Source organism: Mucilaginibacter paludis DSM 18603, from assembly GCF_000166195.2.
In the GTDB taxonomy this organism is placed as follows: domain Bacteria; phylum Bacteroidota; class Bacteroidia; order Sphingobacteriales; family Sphingobacteriaceae; genus Mucilaginibacter; species Mucilaginibacter paludis.
This window is the reverse complement of sequence record NZ_CM001403.1, coordinates 7,035,518-7,052,164: the sequence shown is the minus strand read 5'-3', so window position 1 is coordinate 7,052,164 and position 16,647 is coordinate 7,035,518. Positions and strand designations below refer to the sequence as shown.

The 16,647-nt window shown below is 43.7% G+C and carries 15 protein-coding genes; 4 read left to right on the top strand and 11 right to left on the bottom strand.

What is annotated here, in order from left to right; genetic code table 11:
* Positions 1 to 175: 175 nt before the first annotated feature.
* The 9 genes from MUCPA_RS29955 to MUCPA_RS37285 form a co-directional block, all read right to left on the bottom strand.
* A complete protein-coding gene (locus tag MUCPA_RS29955; RefSeq protein WP_008511627.1) occupies positions 176 to 643 on the bottom strand; it encodes an RloB domain-containing protein in 468 nt (155 codons plus the stop codon).
* Between the two features lies 1 nt (position 644).
* A protein-coding gene (locus MUCPA_RS37295) for an IS630 family transposase (RefSeq protein ID WP_085983319.1) occupies positions 645 to 1,777 on the bottom strand; the annotation gives its coding sequence in 2 pieces (ribosomal slippage) (positions 645 to 1,351 and positions 1,351 to 1,777; 1,134 coding nt in all).
* Positions 1,774 to 2,016, bottom strand: a complete 243-nt coding sequence (locus MUCPA_RS29940) for a hypothetical protein (protein WP_040626672.1) — start codon at positions 2,014 to 2,016, stop codon at positions 1,774 to 1,776. The genes MUCPA_RS37295 and MUCPA_RS29940 overlap by 4 nt, the downstream gene beginning before the upstream one ends.
* The gene (locus tag MUCPA_RS29935) at positions 2,000 to 3,331 is read right to left on the bottom strand and encodes an AAA family ATPase (protein WP_008511625.1); all 1,332 of its coding nucleotides are present in this window, start codon (positions 3,329 to 3,331) and stop codon (positions 2,000 to 2,002) included. Before MUCPA_RS29935 ends, MUCPA_RS29940 begins: the two co-directional genes overlap by 17 nt.
* A 159-nt stretch (positions 3,332 to 3,490) precedes the next feature.
* Complete coding sequence (locus MUCPA_RS29930; protein ID WP_008511624.1) at positions 3,491 to 4,771, bottom strand: MFS transporter; 1,281 nt, start codon at positions 4,769 to 4,771, stop codon at positions 3,491 to 3,493.
* A gap of 12 nt (positions 4,772 to 4,783) precedes the next feature.
* A complete protein-coding gene (locus MUCPA_RS29925) occupies positions 4,784 to 5,008 on the bottom strand; it encodes a hypothetical protein (protein ID WP_008511622.1) in 225 nt (74 codons plus the stop codon).
* Between the two features lie 26 nt (positions 5,009 to 5,034).
* Entirely contained in the window at positions 5,035 to 5,625 is a 591-nt protein-coding gene (locus MUCPA_RS29920; RefSeq protein WP_008511620.1) for a TetR/AcrR family transcriptional regulator, read from the bottom strand.
* Positions 5,626 to 6,806: 1,181 nt separating this feature from the next.
* Entirely contained in the window at positions 6,807 to 9,524 is a 2,718-nt protein-coding gene (ligD, locus tag MUCPA_RS29915) for a DNA ligase D (protein ID WP_008511619.1), read from the bottom strand.
* A gap of 10 nt (positions 9,525 to 9,534) precedes the next feature.
* The gene (locus tag MUCPA_RS37285; protein WP_008511617.1) at positions 9,535 to 9,708 is read right to left on the bottom strand and encodes a DUF3606 domain-containing protein; all 174 of its coding nucleotides are present in this window, start codon (positions 9,706 to 9,708) and stop codon (positions 9,535 to 9,537) included.
* A gap of 195 nt (positions 9,709 to 9,903) precedes the next feature.
* Here MUCPA_RS37285 and MUCPA_RS38460 point away from each other — a divergent pair, with 195 nt between their 5' ends.
* The 3 genes from MUCPA_RS38460 to MUCPA_RS29905 are packed head-to-tail and all read left to right on the top strand — an operon-like array spanning position 9,904 to position 12,188.
* Positions 9,904 to 10,074 carry a hypothetical protein gene (locus MUCPA_RS38460; RefSeq protein WP_008511615.1) on the top strand — a complete coding sequence of 57 codons (171 nt, stop codon included), beginning with the start codon at positions 9,904 to 9,906 and terminating at the stop codon, positions 10,072 to 10,074.
* 9 nt (positions 10,075 to 10,083) lie between these two features.
* Complete coding sequence (locus MUCPA_RS29910) at positions 10,084 to 10,482, top strand: hypothetical protein (RefSeq protein WP_008511614.1); 399 nt, start codon at positions 10,084 to 10,086, stop codon at positions 10,480 to 10,482.
* A 26-nt stretch (positions 10,483 to 10,508) separates the two neighbouring features.
* The gene (locus MUCPA_RS29905; protein WP_008511613.1) at positions 10,509 to 12,188 is read left to right on the top strand and encodes a GH39 family glycosyl hydrolase; all 1,680 of its coding nucleotides are present in this window, start codon (positions 10,509 to 10,511) and stop codon (positions 12,186 to 12,188) included.
* 819 nt (positions 12,189 to 13,007) lie between these two features.
* Here MUCPA_RS29905 and MUCPA_RS29900 read toward each other — a convergent pair.
* Positions 13,008 to 13,211 carry a hypothetical protein gene (locus MUCPA_RS29900; protein WP_008504097.1) on the bottom strand — a complete coding sequence of 68 codons (204 nt, stop codon included), beginning with the start codon at positions 13,209 to 13,211 and terminating at the stop codon, positions 13,008 to 13,010.
* A 74-nt stretch (positions 13,212 to 13,285) separates the two neighbouring features.
* Here MUCPA_RS29900 and MUCPA_RS29895 point away from each other — a divergent pair, with 74 nt between their 5' ends.
* A complete protein-coding gene (locus tag MUCPA_RS29895) occupies positions 13,286 to 14,605 on the top strand; it encodes an IS4 family transposase (RefSeq protein WP_008509152.1) in 1,320 nt (439 codons plus the stop codon).
* Positions 14,606 to 15,404: 799 nt separating this feature from the next.
* Here MUCPA_RS29895 and MUCPA_RS29885 read toward each other — a convergent pair.
* Complete coding sequence (locus MUCPA_RS29885; RefSeq protein WP_008503844.1) at positions 15,405 to 16,643, bottom strand: IS4 family transposase; 1,239 nt, start codon at positions 16,641 to 16,643, stop codon at positions 15,405 to 15,407.
* Positions 16,644 to 16,647 lie beyond the last annotated feature (4 nt).

Here is a 16,647-nt window from a genome sequence, read left to right as displayed (position 1 = left end):
CCGTGGGCGTATGTATCGTTGATGCAGTTTCGCTAATGCAAAATCCCGCTTAAAATAACAAATATCGCTGGCTATCCCCATCAGTTAACTGGTCTACCTCACAGAGCTACAGGGGCAGCGCAGCCGCGGCATTCAGGCCCAGGCAGATATAATTGACATGCTTCCAGTAGCGGATCTATTTATTTAAGTCGAGCAGGTCAAAAATTTTAAACATTTCCGCTTTAGCTTGTTGGGGATTGCTGATATTAAAATCCCCCAATTTCCTTGAGTTCCTGTAGCCCGTTGTTTGGTATGGCTTTAATCTTCTATAGATATCATTAGCCGAATTTGTAAAATACTTTTTAGTTTTCTCGTAATCTTCTACAGGGTGAAATTTCTTCAGCTCTTTGCTAATCGGATCGCATTCAGCGTAATATTTACCTGTTTCCTTTACATGCAAAAGAAACCAAAATTCGAAACAAGGCGTATTAATCAAAACATCAATTTTGTTATTTCCGGCCACCTTATCTAAAATCTTCTTCAAATCCGCCATCGGGTCCTGTTTCGACTGAGCTTTTTCGCGGTTTTCTTTGATAACAGCATCCAAATCCAACACCCAAATCGACTTATCATAGTTCTCAGCATTTTCTATAACTAGTGTCACGTCAAGTTAAAATTGTCGGGTAAAGGCGTTTGAGTTTAATCCTTGCATCGTCATTTGTAAATTGCCAGTTAATGGTAGCTTCTTTATTGTTTCGGTGGGTTTGCCAGGCCAACACTTCTTTTTGCATCTTTTTGATATTGTCAATCCTTCGGTTTAGACATTGTCCCATCAAAACATTTAACTCTATTTCTGCCATGTTCAACCAACTGCCATGCTTTGGGGTGTAAACAAATTCAAACCTGTCCCTTAGTCGTTTGGCTTCTTTCGGCTCAAAGGCCTCGTACAACGCTGCTGGTTTATGTGTGCCAAGGTTATCCATTACCAAGGTTATTTTAGTGACTTTCGGGTACCAATCGTCGGCTATTTGTTTGATGAATTTTGCCCAGTCTGTTTTTGTTTTCCGTTCTGTCACCTCCACATATCTTTTCCCGTTCAATGGCTCTGATGCCAAGAATATATTGGCTACCCCGCAACGCGCATATTCAAAATCTTCCCGAGCATCTTGTCCGGGTTTCATTGGGATGGGCAACCGTGTTTCTGTAATCAGCTGTTTTGGGGACTCATCCATACAAACGACCGGAAACTCTTGGCTATAAGGTCGTTTATATACATCCAGCAAATGCTCCATATTAGCAACAAAATCACTGCTTTGGTGCGGTGGTATTACCCAGCCTTTTACTTTCCAGGGTTTTAACTCGTTTTTTTTAACGTCTTTCTTATCGTTTCATAGGAAATATCTTCTACATATTTCAACTCAACCATTTTATCAGCCAATAAACGTAGCGACCATTTTGAAAAGCCTTCGGGTGCTTTGCCACAACTTAATGCTATTAAATGCGCCTCGGCTTCCCCGTCTATTTTTTTTGCTTTTGTCTTGATTATAGGCTTACGGTCCAGGCACGCTTCAAAACCGTCTTCAACAAAACGCTGTTTGACCCGGTCAATCATTCGCATGCTTACTTTTAAAACACGGCTGACTTCTTCGTTGATGATCTTTTCCCCAAGTCCACTTTCATCGCAATTCAATAAAATATAAGCATTGCGATACTGTTGGGCACTGTGAGAACCCTTGCTGATTATTGCACTTAGCCGCCCCCGCTCTTCTTCTGTTAACGTTACTCTATACTTTATCATATCCGTTTTGGATGATAAAGGTATAATAAATATACGACAATATCAAATTGACGCGACACTAGGCGACATTGATCATCTAAAGTCTTCTTCTTGGGCAATTCCGGCTTAACCGTAATGGTGCAATTGGGTTCATTGCGTTTCAACATTTGCAGGTACCACATTTCGGTCTGCCCATCAACCACAACCGCGTAGGTTTTAAACCCGGTACCTTTTCTTACCCCTTTATTTCTCGTCTGCATTAATATCTAAATAGTAATCACTCAGCGCCGGGACAGCCCCAAGCTTCCCAGATTTATAGGCGTTAAATACCGAAGACGTATTTCGGACAACGGACGAATCAAATTCACTAAGGGAATATAAGTCCATACTACCATTAGCTTGTTTCTGTGCAAACCAAATCACATCCTCTCTCAACATATCTTTTTCCATTAATAGCTCCCGATGGTGAGTTGTGGCTATCAACTGAGAATTTTTAGAATTAACTAAAAAAATCAAAAGAAAGTGTTTGACCAAGTCAGGGTGCAAGGAAGATTCCAATTCATCAATAGGAAACACAGTTTGTTGCCGAAGCATAATATCAAGCAATCCGCTAAATTGGTAATAGCGTTGCGTACCCTGCGATTCATCCTTATACGGTAATTTATAAAGTGCTTCTTTCCCTTCATTTATAACTACATGTTCAAAATAAATTTGTTTACGTGATATTTTACCCTCTTCTTCCATTTTCTTAATGCTGTCTTCAGCCGAAGTGGAATCTCTACTTAATACTTTCATCAACTCCAATAATTGCTCAGGTACAGGTTCATCTGTTTTCTCAATTAGTATATCGTTGATTTTAAAATCCGCTTTTTTTAGCAACTCAATAACTGTCTTCTTGTCAACTTTCTTCGCATCTAACCGGTCCGATATATAGCCGAGCAAATTTGTCTTCGGAGTAATTAATGCTTTTAAAACATTTTGAAACCAGTCTACACTATTTTTTAGCTCTTCCGACTCAATATTAGTCTTCATAAAGCCTCCTAACACGGTATTATTCCACAGAGTATTTGCTTCTAAGGTCTCCTTATGCGATTTTTTTATTTTGATTTTATTGCCAAATTCAATTAGTGATAGGCGCTTTTCAGCATCAGTAGTTCTTTTATACACCAGCGCCTTATTCGGCGAGTAAAAGTGCAGGCTCTCAAACGTTATTGAATTGGTGTTAAAACTAACGTTATATAAAAACTTGACTCCATTCGCCACAAAAGCCACTTCTAAGACAGAATCTTCGACTGGCGTTGAATCATCAAACAAAAACGGGCTAAAGTCGAGCAATTCGCTTTTCTTTTCTAACGGCTCAATAACCAAGCGGCGTAGAAAATTTAATGCTTTAAGAAGGTTTGTTTTACCTGAACCATTAGGCCCATATATCAACCCAAGCTTAAGTAGTTTAAGGCCTTCAATCGGTTCAACTAAGTAATATTGGTCAAGATCCTGTGCTTTCTCCGGCTCAAAAGACAGCGTAACCGTGTCTTTTATACTTCGAAAGTTGCTCGCAGAAAAGTAAATAATCATACCTTTTCCTTTTAAAATGTAAATCAATTACAAATATAGAGATAAAAATACTTTATTTTATTATTACTATTTCAATCTCTACCATCCAATAAATGGTGTTATTGACTGAATAATTGATTTTTGAGTATTGATTGTGAAAGGACAGATTTTTACTCCACCTTACAACCCTTCATTCAACACCACCTCTTCTTCAAAAGCAACCAATGCTTTACCGGCAGCTTTCTTCAATACCAGCTCGCTTACCCTGTACATCAGCAAAATACCAATGATAGATATCCCCACAATCACATAACCTACAATATTGTAATGCTCCAGCGGACTAAAATTGTTTTTCTGTACTACAATCATCCCGGCAACCGCCGCTGCTACGCCGCCCGCTATTTGTTGTAACGATGCGTTGATGCTCATAAAGGCTCCTCTGTCTTCCATATCGGGCACGGCGCTGGTTAAGGCTGATGATGGTATCACGCGGCTCATCACCCCCATCATCATCAGGATATTAAAAACCATAACCAGCAAAAATGGCGTTACCGATAGGTTGGTATAAAGCACGCACATCACCATCATCCATATCGAGGCTATCATAAATAACCTAAACTTACTAACCTTATCGCTCAACCGGCCTACAACAGGCATAATAATTAATGAGCTAACGCCCGAAACCATAAATAACAAGGGCAGTTGCTCCGCAGTAATCCCCAGGTTATTGATAGCGAAGGCGCTGCCGAAGGGCATCATCATAAAACCACCTATCGAAAGCAGTGCCGTAGCGGTAAAGCCAATGCGGTAATCGCGTTTAGCTACTGTATGCCACAGGTGCAGCAGTACCGATTTCTCGTTACGTACCAGCAAATGTTGTGTTACCGGTTTTAGTCTTAACATAATAACCAGCGCAATAATACCCGCCAAACCGGCAACCATTAAAAAAGGCGCTTCCCAACCCAGGGCATTGGCCAGGTACAGGCCTATAGGCACACCTAATACCTGGCTGGCGCCAAAACCCATTTGCACAAAACCCATTACCCGGCCGCGTTGCTGCAGCGTAAATAAATCGGTGATAATGGCCATAGAGATGGAGCCGATAACCCCGCCGAACAGTCCGGTGATAATACGGGCCGCCACCAGTACCACATAAGTATGCGCCAAACCACAAAATACAGTACCGCCAATAAAGCCGATGTAAAAAAACAGCAGCAGCTTTTTACGGTCAAACCTATCGGCAAAGCCAGCAGTTAACAGGCCCGAAAGGCCCGCGCTAAAAGCGTAGGCCGATACGGCTACGCCAAAAGCGGAGGGTTTTAAACTTAACGATTTCATGAGCATATCGCCCAGGGGCGACATCACCATAAAATCAAGTATCACCGTAAATTGGGTAAGGGCTAAAATAAATATCACCATTTTTTGATAGCCCGTAAAGGCTGCAATTTCTTTATTTTTCATTTTTTTTTTGACTTAGGTTAACTCACAGCAATGGTAGCCATGCACGTTAATCAAATTAATAATATACTGGTGATTAAGGCAGTCCGATTCGATACGTAAAACATGATCTTCGTCTTCCATGTCCAGATTCCATTGGTTTATCCGGCTATCATTGTCCAGTAAACGATGCAGGGCATTTTTGTCGGCATCGGTTTTAACATCCGTTTTAAAAATCAATACATGGTCAAAATTCTCCATTACTCTTCCTCCTGTAATTAATGGTATTAGTTTTTCAACGCTTTTAATACCAGGTTAAACGCTTGTTGTAATAACTCGTCGTTCATGATAAATGCCTTACCGCCAATGCTCCTCCCCTCGTTATGGAAACGCACCAGCGAGTAAAGCGGCGCAAAGGCTACCGACCAGTAAACCTCTAAAGGCATCTCATTCATCTCGCCCCGGGCCACTACATTCTGCATAAACTTCCCTATCGTCATTTTAAACCGCTCCATCACCGCGCTCATAAACTCTTCGTGATAGGTTGAGCTGCGCAACTGCTCAAACAACTGGGCCGACAAATAATTCTGAGTCATAAACTCGTACCGGTTTTTCCATTGCACCCACAAGCCATCCTCAAACGACGATTCCGGATCAAAACCCTTCAACATCGCGTCGCCCATCCTATCGCCCTCCTCCATGGCCACCTTGATGATCAAGTCATCCCGATCTTTGTAATAGATGTAAAGCGTAGCCACCGATATGCCGCAGGCCTTAGCCAACTTATTCATACTGAAGCCCTCAAAGCCGTATTTAACAATATTTTCAATAGCCTTTTGCTTAACTAACTGCTCTTTTTCGGTATCCCTGGTGCGCATAAATTTAATCTCGCTGCAAATATAAGTGAATATTCATTTATTTATGAGATTGGATGTAATTTATTTTTTGTGGCAGAGGTTGCATTTACCTGTTGAGATCAATGCAGTGGGTCTGGGGCGGTGAGCATTATTCGTCGCGCGCAGAAACACACCCCCTGTAGCCGCACCGTCCAGCACGCCCCCTATCGAGAGGGGAGCTAATTTAACGTATTCATTATAAATAAATTAAGACAAAAAACCGATGAGCATTTGCGATTCCCTATAGCGAGGTGGAGGCGTGTGCACTATGCGAGCGATGGGTGGTAGCCAGACTGACCAGTTCGGCAAGAGGTTAATTATACCCGCCACCGCATACCTCTCACCAACCTGTCATCCCGAGTAACCCAGCGGGCCTCCCCGCGGAAAAAACAGGGATGACATTCAAAACCTCGCAGACTGTTAAGTGCAGAAAGAAAAGTGCGCAAAAGCCAGACTGCACGCCGGGCCGTGAGGTGGCCTGTGGGAGGAAGGATCGGGCAGTCGTGACGTTATTCACCTGTTGTTTGTTTTTTCAAGGTGTTCATGAGCTCCCTACGGTCGGTATTTGGTTCTTTTTGTGTCAAGACAAAATTGCGATAGCAATCATTCACACCAAAAACAAACAACAGTGAATAACGTAACAGCCCTTCACGCGGCGGTTGAGCGTGCCGATGCTTTAAATTAAGAATACTGTATATTAGAGCAATAATATACACATTGACAATCAGTAGCTTATGTAATCGAAATGATAAGCCGCATCAAAAAAACACCTCGTACAGGGCCATGCCGCACGTCCTTCGACAGGCTCAGGATGACCGCTTTCGCGCACAAAAAAAGGCGTGTCATACTGAGTAAGGCTCCGGCTCTAAATTAAGAATACTAATTTTTTGCAGAAAAAAATACGCAATGATAATCAATAACTTAAGAAGACGTCATCCCGAGGTACGAGGGAACTTTTGCGAGCGATAAGTCTGCTGTATAACAAGCCCTTGCAAAAAGCCTAAAGCAGATCTGGCACGCGCAAAAGTTCCCTCCCTCCGGTCGGGATGACATCGTTTTTGATCGGGCGGCCAGTGCTGAATCAATCATTCGGTCTTGTCCTGAAAAATCAATCAATCAATCAATCAATCAATCAATCAATCAATCAATCATGCCCCTACTCATCACACCTCAAAGACACTCTTAGCTTTGCCAATTACTTTCTCAAGGTCAATGCCTTTTCCTAAAACGCCTTTAAACAAATCGCCCTCGGTTTTCAGGCGGGCTACGGAATTGAATATGGTGAAATCCTTCATGGTTAGTCCTGGTTTTACCTCGTCCCAATGCAGGGGCATGGATACGGTAGCGCCTACTTTGGGGCGCAACGAGTACGGGCCGGCAATGGTGGCACCGGGTCGGTTTTGCAAAAAGTCGAGGTACATTTTGCCTTTGCGGTTGGCTACCATACGCTCCAGGCTGGTATAATCGGGCAGCTGCTTGTGTACAATATTCACTATAATACGGGCAAACATTTGCGATTGATCATAATCATACTTTGCCCCCAGCGGGATATAAATGTGCATGCCGGTAGAGCCGGATGTTTTGCAAAAAGAGGGTACATCAATGGCATCCAAAACCTTTTTAACCTCGAGCGCGGCTTCAATTACCTGGTCGAAGGTGTTTTTATCGGGGTCCAGGTCAATCACGCAATAATCAGGGTTATCCGGCGACTCCACCCGGCTAAACCAGGGGTTCATTTCGATACAACCGAGGGCGGCCATCCATAGCAGGGCAGCCTCGTCGGTACCAACCAGGTACTCTTTGTGCTCACCTTCGCTGGTGGTATAGGGGAAAGTTTTAACCCAGTCGGGCGCTTTGCCTGTAACATCCTTTTGGTAAAAGCTGGGGCCATGGATGCCGCCTGGAAAACGATTGAGCGACATGGGCCTATCCTTCAGGTAGGGCAAAATATATTCGGCAACCTGGTAGTAGTAGTTAAACATATCTCGCTTGCTCACCTTATCTTCGGGCCAGTAAATTTTGCTCAGGTGGGTAAACTTCAGGTCGTGGCCGCAAATTTTGCGTACCTGGGTTTCTTCTGTGGGGTTCAGTAAAGTTTTGCGTCCCTTCTCCTTTGGCGGCTTAATAGCTTCGGCATGGGTGCCGGTTTTTTTTTCTGTCTGCTCCATTACTTGTTCGGTTGGGATAGCTGTTTCGCGTACTACCTCTTTGGCTTTTTTATCGATGCGCATGCCCTGGAACGATGGGTGCCTGAAAACTCCATCGCTGGTTACCTCGCTAAAAGCTACCTCGCAAACCAGCTCGGGCTTAAGCCAGGTTGCCTTTGCCTTGGGCGGGTTGGGCCTGAAGCGCGACGGCTTGTTAACATCCGGAATGGTATCAAAGGGGCTTTTATCGGTAACCAGGGGTTTAAACTGCGCTATCATCTCCTTTTGCAGCTTATCAGAAAACCCGGTGCCTACCTTGCCTACATATTGCAGCACGCCATCCTGGTAAACACCCAGCAACAGCGAACTGAATTGCTTGGAGGTATCCTGGTTGCGGGTATAGCCCGCTATAATTACCTCCTGCCGCTTGTGTACCTTAATCTTCAACCATTCGTTAGACCGCAAACCCGGCGAATAAGTGCTGCTGGCTTTTTTGGCAATAATGCCCTCCAGCCCCATCCGCTCGGCGGCGCTAAAAAATTCGGTTCCGCTGGCTTTAAAAACTTTGCTCAGGCGGATGCGATCGTCGTTGGTGGGTATTATCTCTTTTAAAATGGCTTGTCTTTGGCTTAAAGGCAGGTCCATCAGGTTTTTACCATCGTACCAAAGCACATCAAAAATATAATAGGTCAATTCGCCATCGGCTTCGCTTCGCCAGTTTTGTAAATCGCCAAAGTTGGATATGCCTTGCTCATTGAGCACCAGCACTTCGCCATCTACCACAATATCTATCTTCCATTTTAACAGGGCCTGGTAAATGGGATAAAACTTCTCGTTAAAATCCTTATTATTTCGCGACAGCATCTCCACCTCGCCTTTGTTAATCAAACTGAGGGCGCGGTAGCCATCCCACTTCACCTCGTAAACCCAGTCGGGGTCGTCAAAAGGCTCATCAACCAGGGTAGCCAGCATGGGTTTAATCCCTCTGGGGATGGACGCTTTTTTGGCTTTTTTAAGTAAGGCAGCCACATCGGGGGCTTCGGCATCGCCGCTATCGTTACCGGCTAAATCTGCTGCCGGTTCAGGGGCTTTTTTTTTACTGACCTTCTTCGGCTTTTCTAAATCTTCCTCGTGCCCGTGCAGCCACACCTTGTCGCCGGTTTTCTCTATCCCCTCAATGGTTTTGCCAGATAGTACCGACTTATCGTCCTTAGTAATATCATCCGCGGAAGCGTAAGCATCTTTGTGTTTGATGAGCAGCCAGCCGTTTTCGCCCATGCCGTGGGTTTTAACCAGCGCGTATTCACCTTCCAGCTTTTTACCGTGGAGCTTAATTTTGAGTGAGCCCGATTTAAGTTGCTGTAGCAAATGTTTCTCCTGAGCTTTTTTGCCTTTAATCTCCTCGATAGGTTCGTAGGTGCCCTCGTCCCAAACAATTACTGTACCGCCGCCATACTCACCCTGCGGGATGATGCCTTCAAAGTTGCGATAGTCGAACGGATGATCCTCCACCATCATGGCCAGGCGCTTGTTTTTAGGGTCGGTTGAAGGGCCTTTGGGCACCGCCCAACTCTTCAATACGCCGCCCATCTCGAGCCTGAAATCATAATGCAGGTGCGATGCATCGTGCTTCTGGATCACAAACATCAGCTTATCCTTGTCGGCACTTTTACCGGCTTTGGGCTCTGCGGTTTTGGTAAAGTCGCGCTTCTCCACGTATTTATCCAGGCTCATGGCTTATTTTTTATTGTTTAAGATATTTTTCGATATCTTTTATTGATGTGCCAACCGTTGCAACGGCCTGCTTCAAGGCCTCTACATTGGTGTTTAACTCTTTTGTCCAGTGTTCCACTTCGTAATACTCATGTATATTGATGCGCTCGGTATCAAGGCTACGCATATTTGAATCATCGTCCATATATATCTGTCTAATAGTTTATTTTTAATTGGTACGAAACGGGCTTTTTTAACTGGTTGAGTTATCCCGCTTCGTGATGATTAAACAACAGATAGGGTAGAAAGGTTTTAATGAGGGAGTATGGGGATTTAGGGAGGGATAATTTTTGAAATTTATTGAGCATTTATTATATTTGATTATAATTATTGATAAACCATGAGTGATAAGGACATAGAAATGTTGATTGAGCTGGCCAAGTTAAAATTGGAAGAAGCTAAACATATGTCAAAAAAAGAAGCTATTCTTTCACTTAATAAGGCAGGCCTGCTAACCAAAAAAGGCAAATCCATGAAAGTTTATAATGAGCTTGAGGAGGCGAGAGCCTAATCAAAGCCTATGTATGACACCAGGCCGAACATATTGATTGGTTTTCATGGCTGTGATGCCAGCGTGGCTAATAAATTGATTAACCAGCCAGACGACATTAAAATAAGTACCGAAAACTACGACTGGCTTGGTCATGGTATTTACTTCTGGGAGAACAACGCAGTTAGGGCGATGGAATGGGCGGAAGAAAAAAAAGCCCGGGGTAAAATTACGACACCCGCTATTGTAGGAGCAATTATTCATCTTGGCCAATGTTGCGATTTTCTCGATTCTAAATTCATCCGCATGCTGCAATATTACTACCCAATTATGGTGGATGAATATAAAAGCGCAGGCATGCCGTTAACATTCACCACTATATTTATTGTATTTCAAAACATCATATCAATACCTTATCTTAGCTTATAATTGTACACCTAACAATTATAAAACCAATGCTTGCACCCTTACGCTTTTGCCTGCTGCTGCTTATTATTGCCCTTATCCAAACAAGCGCCTTCGCGCAGGATAAAGTCCCCGTGAACATTAGTGTTGATTTAAACCAACAAATTGGCCCCATGAAACCCATATGGGCATGGTTTGGTTATGATGAACCCAATTTTACTTATATGAAAGACGGCCGCAGGCTGCTTACCGAAATTGCGGCTTTGAGCCCTGTACCGGTTTATGTGCGTGCACATAACCTGCTCACATCCGGCGATGGCGTGGCGGCTTTAAAGTGGGGGTCAACCAATATTTATACTGAAGATGCCCAGGGCAGGCCCATTTACAATTACCACATTGTGGATAGTATTTTTGATACTTACGTTAAACGCGGCATGAAACCGCTGGCGCAAATTGGCTTTATGCCCGAGGCTTTATCTACCCACCCGGAGCCTTACCGGCATTACTGGAAACCGGGGATGGACTACAAGGTTATTGAAACAGGATGGGCCTACCCGCCCAAGGATTATAAAAAATGGGGCGAGCTGGTTTATCAGTGGGTTAAACATTGCGTGGCCCGCTACGGGCAAAAAGAGGTTGAAAGCTGGTACTGGGAGGTTTGGAACGAGCCCGACGGCGCCTACTGGAAAGGCACCGAAGCGGAGTTTTTTAAGCTGTACGATTACGCGGCAGATGGCGTAAAGCGGGCCCTGCCTACCGCCCGCATAGGCGGCGCCAATGTTACTGGCGGCGCTACCCGGTGGCTGCGCGATTTTATTAACCATTGTTTAAAGGACACTAATTACGTTACGGGGAAAATAGGATCGCCGATGGATGCGCTATTGTTCCATGCCAAGGGTTCGCCCCGGATTGTAAACGGCGTGGTTACCATGGGGATCCGCAATCAGCTGGGTAATATTAACGGACATTTTAAGGTGATCAGCGCTTACCCGCAGCTCAAAAACATCCCCATCATCATCGGCGAATCAGACCCGGAAGGTTGCGCGGCCTGCGGCATGGCTACCAACCCCGAGAATGCTTACCGGAACGGCACCATGTATTCCAGCTATACTGCGGCAGCATTCGCCCGTAAATATCAACTGGCCGATCAGTTTGGCTTGAACCTTACGGGAGCGGTATCGTGGTCGTTTGAGTTTGAGGATCAGCCCTGGTTTGCGGGTTTCCGCGATCTGGCAACTAACGGCGTTGATAAACCTGTTTTAAACGTTTTCCGGATGTACGGCATGATGAAGGGCGAGCGGGTGTTGGCGCAAAGCGACCGGATGTACGCCCTGAAAACTATCCTCGACTCGGGTATCAGAAAGCAAACCGACGTTGGCGTATTAGCTACCAAAGCAAAGGGCTACGCCGCAGTAATGGTGTGGAACTACCACGACGAGGACAAGCAGGACGCTGGTTCGGCCATCAGGCTCAACATCAGTGGCGTACCGTCGGCAACCGCTAAACTAACCCAATACCGTATCGATAACCAACACAGTAATTCGTACGAGGTATGGAAGAAAATGGGCTCGCCACAAAACCCTACCCCGCAGCAAATCAGTCAGCTTGAAAAAGCCGGACAGCTGCAAACTATGGGGGCTGCGCAAAAGGTGCTTGTTAAGGATGGCGCAGCGGTTGTAAACCTGGTTTTACCGCGACAGGGGGTTGCTTTGTTGAAGTTGGATTGGTAAGATGAGAGGGGAAGCGTTGGCTGACAGGATGTGCTGTTATAATAACGTTTTCTTAAGTTATTGAAAGACAGTATAAAATCGTCATTGCGAGGAACGAAGCAATCGCGAACTATGCAGAGCGAACATGCCTCCGTGCGATTGCTTCGTACCTCAATGACATAGTTTAAGATACTTTTCAAACGTCATCCCTATTTTTTTCCGGCTGGCCGGGTTCGTTACTTATAACAACGTCTTCTTAAGTCATTGATTATCATTGCGTATATTTTGCTCCAAAAATCAGTATTCTTAATTTAGAACATCGGCCCGGTAGAGTAGAGCGGGAAAGTAAAGCACTTTCCCGACTCCCTCGGCAATATGCCGACATGCATATCCCGTTAGGGTCTCCCACGTTCATGCGCTACCTTCGTCCTGCACGCAACACCATTCTACTCCGGGTATCTGACAGTGTTCTTATTGCCGTTATTCCCACTGTCATGGCAGGTTTAAGCAAATGAGGGTGCTTGACCGATATCCTTTGGCGTAACGAAGCCTTACTGGTGCAGCTTACAGAACCATCTCGCCTGAGCTTCACATTGTTCATTTCTTCCCAATGTGCCAGGCTTACTTCAACCCGAACGGCAAATTTGGTTGTAAGGCTCTTTCATCCTTTAGGTATTTAATTATTACTAATACGCACGCCTCGTGGCGCACCTCAATCGCCGCGGGAAGAAGCCCCACCCAACCCTCCCCGGTAGGGAGGGCTTAAAAAGTCTCCCCTACCGGGCATAGGCGTCAACCTAACACCTGACATTATTGGAGAAGATGTTTGGGCGATTAATTTCACTTGTCTTTTTCTTGTTTGGGAAGATTAGTTTTGGCTTTCTTTACACGTTTTAGTACGAAGCTATTTCTATCTTCTATCAACCATTCCATTTCTTCGCCTTTTTCTAACAGGCAAGCATCGGCAACTGCTGCCGGGAAGTTTACATAAAACGATTTGGTACCTCCTCGCTCAACTTTTTGAACTTTTACTTTGTATCCCATTTTTTTTGATTAATTTACATAGTATATATACTATGTAAATATAAATTATTTCACCCATTAATCAAAAAGACATAATGAAAAAGGTCGATTTTTTAGCGTTGCTAAATGCCATGAACATTGGTGCTGATCAAATAAAGAAAATAGCAATTGATACCGGATTTCTGATACGGAAAGGTCTTATAGAGCCTGCCGATATTTTATATGCCATTTGCTGCACGGCCACGCATGGAACGGTTAGCTTTAATGATCTGGCGGCAAAAATAGATGCGGAAACTACTGTTTCTGTAAGTAGGCAGGCAATTGCAAAAAAGACAAACAAAGAATCATGTGTGCTTTTTTTAAAAAAGATACTGGCCCTTGTTATTATCAGTAGAATCGGAAAGGAAGAAATCGATTCATTGCGCAGGGCAGGTAAATTTAAGCGTGTTTTAGTGCAGGACAGCACAATCATTAAGTTGCCCCTTAGGTTGTTTGGCTTTTTTTCGGGCGTCTCCAACGCCCAGTCCAGTGTTTGTAATGCCCGGATTCAGTGTGTTTACGATTTGATAACTGAAAGCTTTATTTATTTTACCATCGATTCTTATACTAAGAACGATCAGAAAGCCGCCCCCGAATTAACGATAGAAAACGGCGACCTTGTTATTCGGGACAGGGGGTATCTAACCCTTAAGGAAATCGAGAGGCATTGGACAGCAGAAGCGGACTGCATATACAGGCATCAGAGTAATATAGTGCTTTTAGACAACCAAACAAAAGAAAGAATTAACCTGCTCACCGAATTAAAATCAAAAAAACAGCTTGATTTTGAGGTTACTTTAAATAATGAAAAAGGTACAAAAATCAGGATAGTCGCCTTGCCTGTAAGTGACGAAATTGCAAACAGGCGCAGGATGAAGGCTAAGAAAGAGGCCAAAAAGGAACCGGGTAAAGAGTGCCTGGCTCTGATGTCATGGTCCATTTTTATGACTACCATTTCCAGACAGGACGCAAATTATAACTTTCTTTTCAAAGTATATAGCCTGAGGTGGCGGATTGAAATCATATTCAAATCCTGGAAAAGTAACATGGAGTTTTCTAAGATCCATAATGTTTCGAAAAAACAACTATTACTTATCCTTTATGCGAGATTTATCATGATCATCATTTACATCCAGTATATCTTTTCGCCTGCCAGAATGATCATCAAAAAACATCAGAAAAGGGGCTTGAGTATGATAAAAGTAGTCCGGTATCTCATAAAAAATGCCTCTAAAATAATACAGGTCGTTAAAGCCATAGAAAGTTATAAGGGCAAGATAGGATATCATCTAATTGCTTTAGCCAGGTACTGCTCCTACGATAAAAGAGTCAGACCCAATTTTGAACAGGATTTCGATATTGCCTTTTTACCTTAGGTTGACGCATATGCCTACCGGGGGAGATTTAGAGGGGGCTTTGGACTGCCCGATCCTTCCCCCCACAGGCCAGCTCCCGGCCCGGCGTGCAGTCGGGGCCATTGCGCGCTTTTACCTGTGCTCCAATAATTACCGAAGGTACAAACGTCACCCCTATTTTTTTCCGGTTGGCCTGGTCAGTTACTTATGATGACCTCACTTAAGTCATTGACAGACAGTATAAAAGCGTCATTGCGAGGAACGAAGCAATCTCTACATAGGCAGAGTGAACATGCCGCCGTGCGATTGCTTCGTTCCAAAGACATAGTTTAAGATGCTTTTTAAACGTCATTCCTATTTTTTTCAGGCCGCCGGATCTGTTACCTATGATGAAAAATTTTTAAGTAATTGGCTATCAGGGAATCCCCCTTCAACAATCATTAGTTCTTAAATAAAAGCATCGGCCCTCATCCACTATAGCAACTCCTTCAGCTTGTCCATTAAAGCTTCTCCGCGCAGGTTGGTACCTACAATAATGCCCTTCGAATTGATCAACACGTTTTGGGGGATTAACTGGATGTTGTATAACTGGGCGGCGGGGTCTTTCCAGCCTAATAAGCCATAGCCGTCAATTTAAGCGACTGTACTCATACATAATTGATTTTCAGTTATTTAATTTTTAGGCGCGGTTTGCCCGCATGGGCAAACCTATGTATTTTTACTCTCATATTTTTCGTTTTTTAAGGCGGGGAGGTTTAGATGACCCCGCCTTTCTTATTTTTGTTTAACTATCTAAATATAGTATTTAAATATCTAATAATCAAATACTTATTACAATTTCTTCTATTTTTAACCTATGTTTTCTGTGCTCTTTTGAAAGGTGCTTTAAGTTTAATTTCTCCAACAGAGCTAACCACTTTGAGCATATCCCTAAAAGCTGCGCTCGCAATTCTTCTTTCGTAGAAGCGATTAGTCGATGCACCTTTAAAACACTAATTTGACCTATCTTACCGATAGCCATGCATATTTTCCAACTCAAAACTGCCCAGATCAACTTACTGTATAATATACTGGTTATACGATCCGAACTTCCTTTGGGGAACGTGTGTATCTTTAAAAACGACTTCCATGCTTTAAAAACCAATTCTATCTGCCATCGCAGGTGATATAACTTTTGGATCAATTCAGCGCTATATTTTTCGCTCACCAGGTTGGTAACAATAAAGTTAAACCCTGCCCGCTCTTTGAATCCCTTACTGGTGGTACTGCCTTTCTTTTTATTGTACTTTTCAGTATTGGCTATCCGCCTTGCCTTGAGCTCTTCACTTACCGGTTCTATTATTATCCTTACCGGCATCTTATCAGCTCCGATATATACCTGTTGATCAAATACGCCGGTTATGCCTTGTAGTTTCGACAACTCTAACTTTTGGTATTGGTCGTCCTTTAATAGATAAATCGTTGTTTTCGGACATAATTTATTAATAAAGAAAGCTTTGACTTTGTTAATATTGTTCATATAACTCAAGTGAGTGTAACCCAGATCTCTCATATATAATACCCCCGGCTGAATTGATGCCTTGTCCAGATGACTCTCACCCTGGTCATTTGCGTTGGCCGGAGTTACTTTGATATCGCTTTTACCACTTTTGATTTCAAATTCAAATTGTACAGATGCTCCCGCTTTCATCCCACTTCCTTTTGTTCCGGGGAATGTCTCTGCAATAACTTCCGGCAACGCGAAACGGGTAGAATCTTTGATACGGATCTCCAAGCCCTGTGTTTGCTCTTGCGGTAACTCAACTGCTATTAATTGCTCAAAAACGGCTTGTACAAACTTTGTCATATTGCTGTGATGTCTTTGATGCAATGCCTGCTTCGAAATATCAAGCCCATCCCTCCGCATTAACTGCATACTCATGCCGTTAAACGATTGATCTCCATCAAATAACGCCATATCCAATAGTTCCTTGCCTCCCACTTTTCGTTTGCGTTGTATAGCCTCTGTTTTACGGGCCAGGCCATCTAACACCGTTGGTTCAAATAGTTCCGAACTCATTCGC

What these genes read in the sequence shown, in the direction of transcription:
- MUCPA_RS29940 (WP_040626672.1), bottom strand. Translation starts at nt 2,016, where the DNA reads ATGCAGACGAGAAATAAAGGGGTAAGAAAAGGTACCGGGTTTAAAACC.
- MUCPA_RS29935 (WP_008511625.1), bottom strand. Translation starts at nt 3,331, where the DNA reads ATGATTATTTACTTTTCTGCGAGCAACTTTCGAAGTATAAAAGACACG.
- MUCPA_RS29930 (WP_008511624.1), bottom strand. Translation starts at nt 4,771, where the DNA reads ATGAAAAATAAAGAAATTGCAGCCTTTACGGGCTATCAAAAAATGGTG.
- MUCPA_RS29925 (WP_008511622.1), bottom strand. Translation starts at nt 5,008, where the DNA reads ATGGAGAATTTTGACCATGTATTGATTTTTAAAACGGATGTTAAAACC.
- MUCPA_RS29920 (WP_008511620.1), bottom strand. Translation starts at nt 5,625, where the DNA reads ATGCGCACCAGGGATACCGAAAAAGAGCAGTTAGTTAAGCAAAAGGCT.
- ligD (WP_008511619.1), bottom strand. Translation starts at nt 9,524, where the DNA reads ATGAGCCTGGATAAATACGTGGAGAAGCGCGACTTTACCAAAACCGCA.
- MUCPA_RS37285 (WP_008511617.1), bottom strand. Translation starts at nt 9,708, where the DNA reads ATGGACGATGATTCAAATATGCGTAGCCTTGATACCGAGCGCATCAAT.
- MUCPA_RS38460 (WP_008511615.1), top strand. Translation starts at nt 9,904, where the DNA reads ATGAGTGATAAGGACATAGAAATGTTGATTGAGCTGGCCAAGTTAAAA.
- MUCPA_RS29910 (WP_008511614.1), top strand. Translation starts at nt 10,084, where the DNA reads ATGTATGACACCAGGCCGAACATATTGATTGGTTTTCATGGCTGTGAT.
- MUCPA_RS29905 (WP_008511613.1), top strand. Translation starts at nt 10,509, where the DNA reads ATGCTTGCACCCTTACGCTTTTGCCTGCTGCTGCTTATTATTGCCCTT.
- MUCPA_RS29900 (WP_008504097.1), bottom strand. Translation starts at nt 13,211, where the DNA reads ATGGGATACAAAGTAAAAGTTCAAAAAGTTGAGCGAGGAGGTACCAAA.
- MUCPA_RS29895 (WP_008509152.1), top strand. Translation starts at nt 13,286, where the DNA reads ATGAAAAAGGTCGATTTTTTAGCGTTGCTAAATGCCATGAACATTGGT.
- MUCPA_RS29885 (WP_008503844.1), bottom strand. Translation starts at nt 16,643, where the DNA reads ATGAGTTCGGAACTATTTGAACCAACGGTGTTAGATGGCCTGGCCCGT.